At 62.4% G+C, this 415-nt stretch carries 1 protein-coding gene; it reads right to left on the reverse strand.

What is annotated here, in order from left to right; translation table 11 throughout:
- Nucleotides 1–25: 25 nt before the first annotated feature.
- A partial coding sequence (locus OC610_RS28925; RefSeq protein WP_264433246.1) for a TMEM165/GDT1 family protein occupies nucleotides 26–415 on the reverse strand: 390 nt, incomplete at its 5' end.

Genomic DNA, 415 nt, shown 5'->3' on the forward strand with positions numbered 1-415 from the left:
GCTCGCGATGAACGATGACGCGGTATCAAACCCACCCGCTGCTCTGCATCGCCTTGTACACCGCCACGATCGCCAGGATGAAAAACGCCGAAGCGGCCAGGCGGCGGATGAGGGCCAGGGGCAGTTTCTCGGCGGCGAAATTGCCGGCCAGTACCACCGGCACGTTGGCAATCAACATGCCTACGGTGGTGCCAATTATCACCAGCCACAGTTCCGGGTATTGCGCGGCGAGCATCACCGTGGCGATCTGGGTCTTGTCGCCGATTTCCGCCAGGAAGAACGCGATCAGCGTGGTCAGGAACGGCCCGAATTTGCGAGCCGTGTTCGCCTCTTCATCGTCCAGCTTGTCCGGGACCAGGGTCCACAGTGCCGTGGCCGCGAAGCTTGCCGCCAAGATCCAGTGCAACACCGCGTC

It is taken from the genome of Pseudomonas agronomica (assembly GCF_025917275.1).
GTDB lineage: Bacteria > Pseudomonadota > Gammaproteobacteria > Pseudomonadales > Pseudomonadaceae > Aquipseudomonas > Aquipseudomonas agronomica.